6 protein-coding genes are annotated in these 6,890 nt (G+C 61.7%); 1 reads left to right on the top strand and 5 read right to left on the bottom strand.

Annotated elements, in window-relative coordinates:
• Window positions 1-102: 102 nt before the first annotated feature.
• The 4 genes from IRZ31_RS19035 to IRZ31_RS19020 all read right to left on the bottom strand — a co-directional run bounded on the left by IRZ31_RS19035 (window position 103) and on the right by IRZ31_RS19020 (window position 3,949).
• On the bottom strand, window positions 103-342 hold the full coding sequence (locus IRZ31_RS19035) for a hypothetical protein (RefSeq protein ID WP_223258364.1): 240 nt from the start codon (window positions 340-342) through the stop codon (window positions 103-105).
• A gap of 230 nt (window positions 343-572) precedes the next feature.
• A complete protein-coding gene (locus IRZ31_RS19030) occupies window positions 573-1,430 on the bottom strand; it encodes a HAMP domain-containing sensor histidine kinase (RefSeq protein ID WP_297156594.1) in 858 nt (285 codons plus the stop codon).
• Window positions 1,431-1,554: 124 nt separating this feature from the next.
• The gene (locus tag IRZ31_RS19025; RefSeq protein WP_297156591.1) at window positions 1,555-3,099 is read right to left on the bottom strand and encodes a HAMP domain-containing sensor histidine kinase; all 1,545 of its coding nucleotides are present in this window, start codon (window positions 3,097-3,099) and stop codon (window positions 1,555-1,557) included.
• Window positions 3,100-3,220: 121 nt separating this feature from the next.
• Window positions 3,221-3,949 carry a response regulator transcription factor gene (locus tag IRZ31_RS19020; protein ID WP_297156589.1) on the bottom strand — a complete coding sequence of 243 codons (729 nt, stop codon included), beginning with the start codon at window positions 3,947-3,949 and terminating at the stop codon, window positions 3,221-3,223.
• A gap of 413 nt (window positions 3,950-4,362) precedes the next feature.
• Between IRZ31_RS19020 and IRZ31_RS19015 the strand changes: the two genes are divergently transcribed.
• Entirely contained in the window at window positions 4,363-5,055 is a 693-nt protein-coding gene (locus IRZ31_RS19015) for a hypothetical protein (protein WP_297156586.1), read from the top strand.
• Between the two features lie 178 nt (window positions 5,056-5,233).
• On the opposite strand, the gene IRZ31_RS19010 is transcribed toward IRZ31_RS19015, so the two are convergent.
• The coding region (locus IRZ31_RS19010) for an AMP-binding protein (RefSeq protein ID WP_297156584.1) at window positions 5,234-6,890 on the bottom strand (1,657 nt) is incomplete at its 5' end.

Here is a 6,890-nt window from a genome sequence, read left to right as displayed (position 1 = left end):
GAGAGATAATAGATGGCCAGCAGCAAAAAGAGCAGCCAGATACCCAGGAAGAGCGTCAGAGTTTCTAACATAGCTGCTTACGCTCCTCGCCGGTTGCGCCGGTCAGCCTCCTACGACGCGCGGCACCATCACGATCTGCTCGGCTGTTCGATCAAACTCATCGATGCGCTGCGCTGGCTTGCCTGGCTCGACCTTAAAGGCCGTGGCACCACGCATACGCTCCTCGCGAAAGATACGTTCGGCCTCGCGCACAGCGGCCAGAGCTTCGGGATCGCTGGCTTCAACCTTCCGCAGATCCCAGGAGATCCGATCATCGCCGCGACGGGACATTACCCGTAGCATTCCCAAAGCTAAACTCCTTCTCTGTTTCACAGACAAGCAAGCACACTAGACAAACCGAGCTAACCTGCACTGGCGTTCCTCCCCCTGCTTTTTCTCTCCGTTGAACTGTCTCCAGCGCGCTGTTTCAGCTCCGATCTGACCCCGGGGCGGAGGAGAGGAGCCTGATACAGGTTAGAATCAGGATAGCACGCTTTACCAACCTGAGTCAAGGGCTGCATGACTGTACTTTTTCATGTCAGCGTGGGCAAGGTGATGCTGACGGTGGTGCCGACCCCAGGTGCAGATTGCACCGTGATCGTCCCGCCGAGTTGTTCGACCAGGAGGTGTGAGACGCTTAGTCCCAGCCCCAGCCCGCTGCCGCTGCTCTCCAGGAGTTGGTCGCTGCCAGCCGGCGGCTCCGCTCGATAAAATGGCTCGAAGATGTGTGGCAAAACTTCGGGCCGGATGCCCACGCCACTATCGCCAATGCTGAGGGCCAGGCCCGGCAGACCAGAGGGCAGCGAGACGGCTGCCGCCTCTATGGTAATCTGCCCTCCGACGGGGGTATAGGTGCAGGCATTGGCCAGAACGTTGCGCAGAATCTGGCGCGCGCGCTGGCTGTCGGTCCGTATTCTCCGGCGGTGCGCCAGTAGCTCCCGGGCAAAGCGCTTCTCGATCCGCAGCTGGCGCAACCGCGCTGTGTATTCCAGCTCTTCCACAGCGCTCTCTATCAGCTCTTCCACAGCAATGACACCGCTGCTCAGCCGCAACTGGCCGCTCGCCGCCCTCAGCAAACAGAGGAGGTTCTCCAGCAACAGATAGAGCTGCTCACTACTGACTCGCGCGCGCTGCAGGTAGTCGCGGAACTGCGGGGATAGCTCGGAACTGGCGGGGATCACGGCCCCGGCGGCCTCCTCCTCAGCGAGGAGCAGATCGAGAAAGCCGCTGATACGGTTCAAGGGAGCTCGCAGTTCGTGGGCAATGCGCGCCAGGGGAAGATCGCTCAGCGTGAGGCTGCCACTCCCTTCGGTCTCTTGTCTGTCCTGGAGCCTACTGCGCTCGTCGCCCTCTAGGGCATGGTCTGGTGCGCTGTCTCGCTCAGTGCTCATGATCGATCCTGCTCTCATCTTTCAGCAGAAATATTGTGTGAGAGTTTGTGCTTTCTATACGTGTCAACATGACAGAATTGGCGACCAGGCGCTTTCAGGCATCGGCGTCAGGCCATTGCGGTTATTATAGCAAAGGCAAGGTGAAGAGGATACGGGCGCCGGCTCCTGGTACGTTCTCAGCCCAGATCTTGCCGCCGTGGGCTTCGACGATGGCGCGCACAATGGCCAGGCCCAGGCCGCTGCCTCCAGTGTCGCCGCGACGCGCCTCATCGGCGCGATAGAAGCGGTCAAAGATACGCGGCAGGGCCTGGGGGGGAATGCCACTGCCGGTATCGGTGACCGCCACGATAAGGCAGCGCTCTTGTTGTACAGCGTCGATGACGACCATACCGCCGGCTGGTGTGTGGCGCAGGGCATTGTCACAGAGGTTGGAGAAGACGCGCGTGAGCATATCGGGGTCTGCCTGTACTGGAGGGAGGTTGTAGTCGATGGTGTTGCACGGTTCGACGTTGGCGCGTTCAAATTCGGGAGCCAGGACGGCCAGTACTTCATCAACCAGGACGGCCAGGCGCACTGGCTTGCGCTGCAGCTGCAGGGCGCCAGCCTCCATCTTGGCCATCATGTGCAGGTCTCTGACAAGGCGGCGCAGGCGCAGGGTTTCGCGCACAATAATGCGTCCAGTGGCCTCGTAGTCTTCGCGACTGCGGTTGACGCCATCGATGAGCGACTCGCCGAGGCCGGCAATGGCGGTCAAGGGGGTGGCCAGGTCATGGGTAATGTTCATGATGAGTTCGCGCCGCCACAGCTCTTGCTTGCGCAGTTCCTCAACATCGCGCTGCAGTTGGGCGGCCATCTCGTTGAAGTTGTGAGCCAGCTCGCCCAGTTCGCCCCTGGCACCGGTCTCGACGCGCACATCATAGTGGCCGCTCGCCAGTTGCCGCGTGGCGCGCGTTAGTTTGGCCAGCGGGCGGGTGATTGTGCGCGAGAAGAGGATCGCGGCCAGGGCCGCAATGAGGGCGACGGCGATCGAGGCAATAAGGACGGAGCGGCTCAGGGTGGCGACGAGCGGGGGCATGGTGCCCTCCAGGGCATAGCGCGAGGTGACAAAGAGGACGCCGACCACCGGGCCGCTTTGAGAGTCGCCGCCGTAGAAGATGGGTGTGACGACGAAGGGGCGTGCAGAGCCTGGAGGACCACCATCGCCTATGTCGGCAATGGTCTGCTGCCCATGCGTGCCCTGGGTGAGGGCCGCCCGCACGCGGGCATAGTTGATCTTGAGGTCAGGGTCGGTCGAGGCCAGCAGCACAGTGGCGAGGGTTGGCCGCCCGCGGATCAGGGCCGGATAGACTGGCTGCAGATGGGTGGCTGCTCGCGGGAGATAGGCATAAACAATGACCAGGGAGTCCTGTCCCTGAGAGCCGCGGACGATGGGGGCCAGGACATCGCTGGAGGCTCCGGCCAGGGTGCGCTGATGGGCCAGCATGTCGCTGCCGATGCGCCGGGCACTACCACTGGCCAGGTCCGTCAGTTGCTGGCGCTGGTCCAGGCCATAGAAGTACGCCACGGATAACACAATAATGAGAGCCAGCAGGGCGGTCGCCAGAAGAGCAACGAGCATGGAGCCGAGCGCCAGCCTCCAGCGAATGCTGTGCCACCAGTGCGTACGCATCGTTCTCGCTCCCTTCCTCTTGCTTACGCGGATTACCTACCTCTCATGACCTGACTCGACTGCCAGCGACTCCTTTGTCGCTTACTGCGGCCTGCCATCAGCGGATTAGCGGCACGGGCGCCTAGCGTGTTCCTTTGAGGGCCCCAGCGGCGTCGAATTTGTAGCCAACGCGCCAGACGGTCTTGATATAGCGCCGCTCGCCATTGGTTTCGATCTTCTTGCGGAGGGCGCTGATGTGAACGTCGATGATGTGACCATCTCCCAGATAGTCGTAGCCCCAGACTTTGTTCATGAGCATCTCGCGCGTAAAGACGCGGTCGGGCGAGCGCGCCAACAGGGCGAGCAAGTCGAACTCCGTTGGTGTGAGGGCCACTTCGCGCCCGTCAACTTCAACGCGCCGCGCGGGCAGGTCGATAACCAGACCGGGGAAACGCAGCACTTCGCTCTCCCGCTTCTCCTGACCACTATTGCCCTCACCACCGCTTCCGCTGGTGCGGCGCAGAATGGCCCGGACACGACTGACCAGTTCACGCGGACTGAACGGCTTGACCAGGTAATCATCGGCTCCGAGGTCAAGGCCGCGAATGCGATCGTCTTCGTCTCCACGCGCTGTTAAGATGAGAATGGGCGTGGAAGACCAGGACCGTATACGACGGCAGACCTCGAAGCCGTCCAGTCCCGGCAGCATGATGTCAAGGATGACCAGGTCGGGCTTCTCGCGGGCATGGAGAGCCAGCCCATCCGCTGCATCGTGCGCCGCGATGACGCTATACCCTGCATCTTTGAGGTACAGGTTGAGCAGGTGAATGATACCCTCTTCGTCTTCAATGATGAGGATTTTCTGTGCCATTGCTAGCTGCTGCACGCTCTCGGCTGGGTCATCTCGCTCCCGCCTGGTTTGTCCCACCCACGGGAAAGGGTCGGGTCGGGAGCGCCCGGGTCGGTGACGCGCCGGAGCGCGCGACCTCCTGTCCGTTAGATAATACTATCACACGCTCTTCCTTCCAGCCGGCCCTGGGGCTGGCCGCTCTCTTCCCATCCGCCAATCTTGAGCAAATCTTGAGCTTCTCATTGAGGACTTCTTTATTTCTGAGCGCTATGATACTTAACGCCAGGGAGAGCGAACGCCAGAGCAAGCGGATGGTGCTCGCTCCCTCCTCATGCGCTGTATGCATGAAGTATAACCGTCTTGTTTCTTCTCAAGAGAGCTATGCTAAAGAATCTACTCTTGAAAGAGTGAGCAGAAAAAGGAGCGATGTCGCTATGAAGCATATGAAAAAGGCGTTCTTGATCGGTGGTGGGGCGCTGCTCTTGCTGCTATGCATCGTTTTCGGCGCCCTCTTCGCCAGGCCGCTGCTGGCCAGCGCTACCGGCCAGAGCGGCAGCCCGCAGGCGACAGCAACGCCGGGAGCAGCCAGCAAGAGCGGGGCTTATTGTCAGCAGTGGCTGCAGGATCTGGCGAACCGTCTGCATGTCTCAGTCGCGACGCTGCGCCAGGATAGCAATGCGGCCCTCAGCGATGTCCTCGATCAAATGGTCAAGGATGGCAAGCTGACACAGAGCGAGGCCTCCGCGATCAAGCAGCGTCTGGCGGCTCATCCGGGCTGCAGCGCCCTGCTCAATGGGGCCAAGCGCGCCGCCATCCGCCAGCAGCTGAAGCCCTACCTGCCCGATCTGGCGAACCAGATCGCTCAGGGTTTGCATCTGAGCGTTGATCAGCTCAAAGCCCAGCTGCAGGCCGGCAAGACGCTCAAGCAGATTGCCGAGGCCCAGCACATTTCGGCCAGCCAGCTCCACACGATTGTCCTCAATGCCATCGAGCATGAGGTGGACCGCGCGGCCCAGGCCGGTACCATCACCCAGCAGCAGGCCAGCGCAATCAAGCAGTACCTGCAGAAGCATCCGGCGCTAATCACCCGGCTGGTCAACCGTCACTTTAAGTCCGGTACGCTCTAGCTTCCCCCTTCCCTGTCTCATGGTCTGATGGCGCTGGCTGAGGCCAGCATACAGGAGGGGTCGGGCCAACAGCTCTGATGAACCGCGCCCGACCCCTCTTGTGCTGCCTGCAGTTCTCCTCTCTCGCGGCTTTTTCGCCCGTCCTCGCTGGACAGCGCGGGCTGAGATGAGCCGCCGGTTACGCTCCTGACTGGCCACTGTGGCCGAGCTTGCGACGGCGCTCTAGCTCGCGTAGCTCGACGCGGCGGATCTTGCCCGAAATGGTCTTAGGAAGCGTCTCGACAAATTCGATCTCACGCGGATACTTGTAGGGTGCGGTGACGCGACGGACATGCTCCTGTAGCTCGCTGGCCAGCTCGGGTGACGGGCTGTAACCCGGGGCAAGCACGACAAAGGCTTTGACGATCTGGCCGCGAACTTCGTCGGGACTACCGACTACAGCTGACTCGGCGACGGCGGGATGCTCCTTGAGGGCGCTTTCAACCTCGAACGGCCCAATGCGATAGCCGGCACTGATGATGACATCGTCGGCTCTGCCAACAAACCACAGATAGCCGTCTTCATCGCGATAGGCGCGGTCGCCGGTGATGTACCAGTCGCCGCGGATGCAGGCCGCAGTCGCTTCGGGATTGCGCCAGTACTCTTGGAAGAGCCAGCGCGGACGCTCAGGCTTGATGCGTACGGCGATATCGCCCTCAGCACCAGGAGGCAGCTCGTTGCCTTCGTGATCGATGACGGCTACGTCGAAGCCCGGCGAGGGCTTGCCCATCGAGCCAGGCTTGACCTCCAGCGGCGGAAAATTGCCACAGAGCAGCACGGTCTCGGTCTGTCCGTAGCCGTCGCGGATGGTCATGCCGGTTGCTTCTTGCCATTGACGAATGACTTCCGGGTTCAATGGCTCGCCAGCGCCAACGCAGTGGCGCAGGGCGCGGGGCGGGTGCGTCTTGAGATAGGTGAGCGGTTCCTCCAGGACAAGCATGCGGTAGGCGGTCGGTGGGGCGCAGAGGACGGTGATCGGGTAGCGATGGAGCAGCTCCAGGGTCTCCAGGGGATTGAATTTGCCGCGGGCGTCCTGGACGAAGACCGCGGTGCCCATGACCCAGGGACCAAAGAAGTTGCTCCAGGCCCACTTGGCCCAGCCGGTTTCACTGAGGTTCCAGAGCAGGTCGTCCTCGTGGAGGTCGAGCCAGTATTTGCCGGTGATGGTATGGCCAAGCGGGTAGCTGGTCTGGGTGTGGAGGACCATCTTGGGGTAGCCAACGGTGCCCGAGGTGAAGTAGACCAGACAGGGGTCATCGCTGCGCGTCTTGGGACCGTTGAAGTCGGGGGAGGCCGCCGCCACGATCTCGTGATAGCTGATCCAGCCTGGACGGGCCTCGCCATCGACCAGGATGGCCTGCTTGACGGTAGGACACTGCCCTCGCACCTGATCAAATTTCTCTGCTCCTTCGCGGTCGGTGATCAGACCCTGGGCCTCGGCTACTTCGGCGCGATATTGGAGGTCTTTGCTGGTGAGCAGCGTGGTACAGGGGATTAGGATGACGCCGAGCTTCATCAGACCCAGTACGCTTTCCCACCATTCGGGAAGGCGCGGCAGCATGACCAGCACGCGATCGCCTTTCTTGAGGCCAAGGGCTGCAAAGGCGTTGGCGGCCCGACTGGAACGCTCGGCGAATTCGGCAAAGGTGATCTGCCGCTCTTCTCCGTGCTGACCGAGCCAGTGGACGGCGATTTTTTGGGGGTCCTGCGCCCATTTGCCGATGATGTCGACGGCGAAGTTGAAATACTCGGGGACGTCGATGTGGAAGGTGCGCCGCTCGACTTCGTAGTCGACC

It is taken from the genome of Thermogemmatispora sp. (assembly GCF_019683635.1).
Taxonomy (GTDB): domain Bacteria; phylum Chloroflexota; class Ktedonobacteria; order Ktedonobacterales; family Ktedonobacteraceae; genus Thermogemmatispora.
This window is presented reverse-complemented; position numbering and strand designations above follow the sequence as displayed.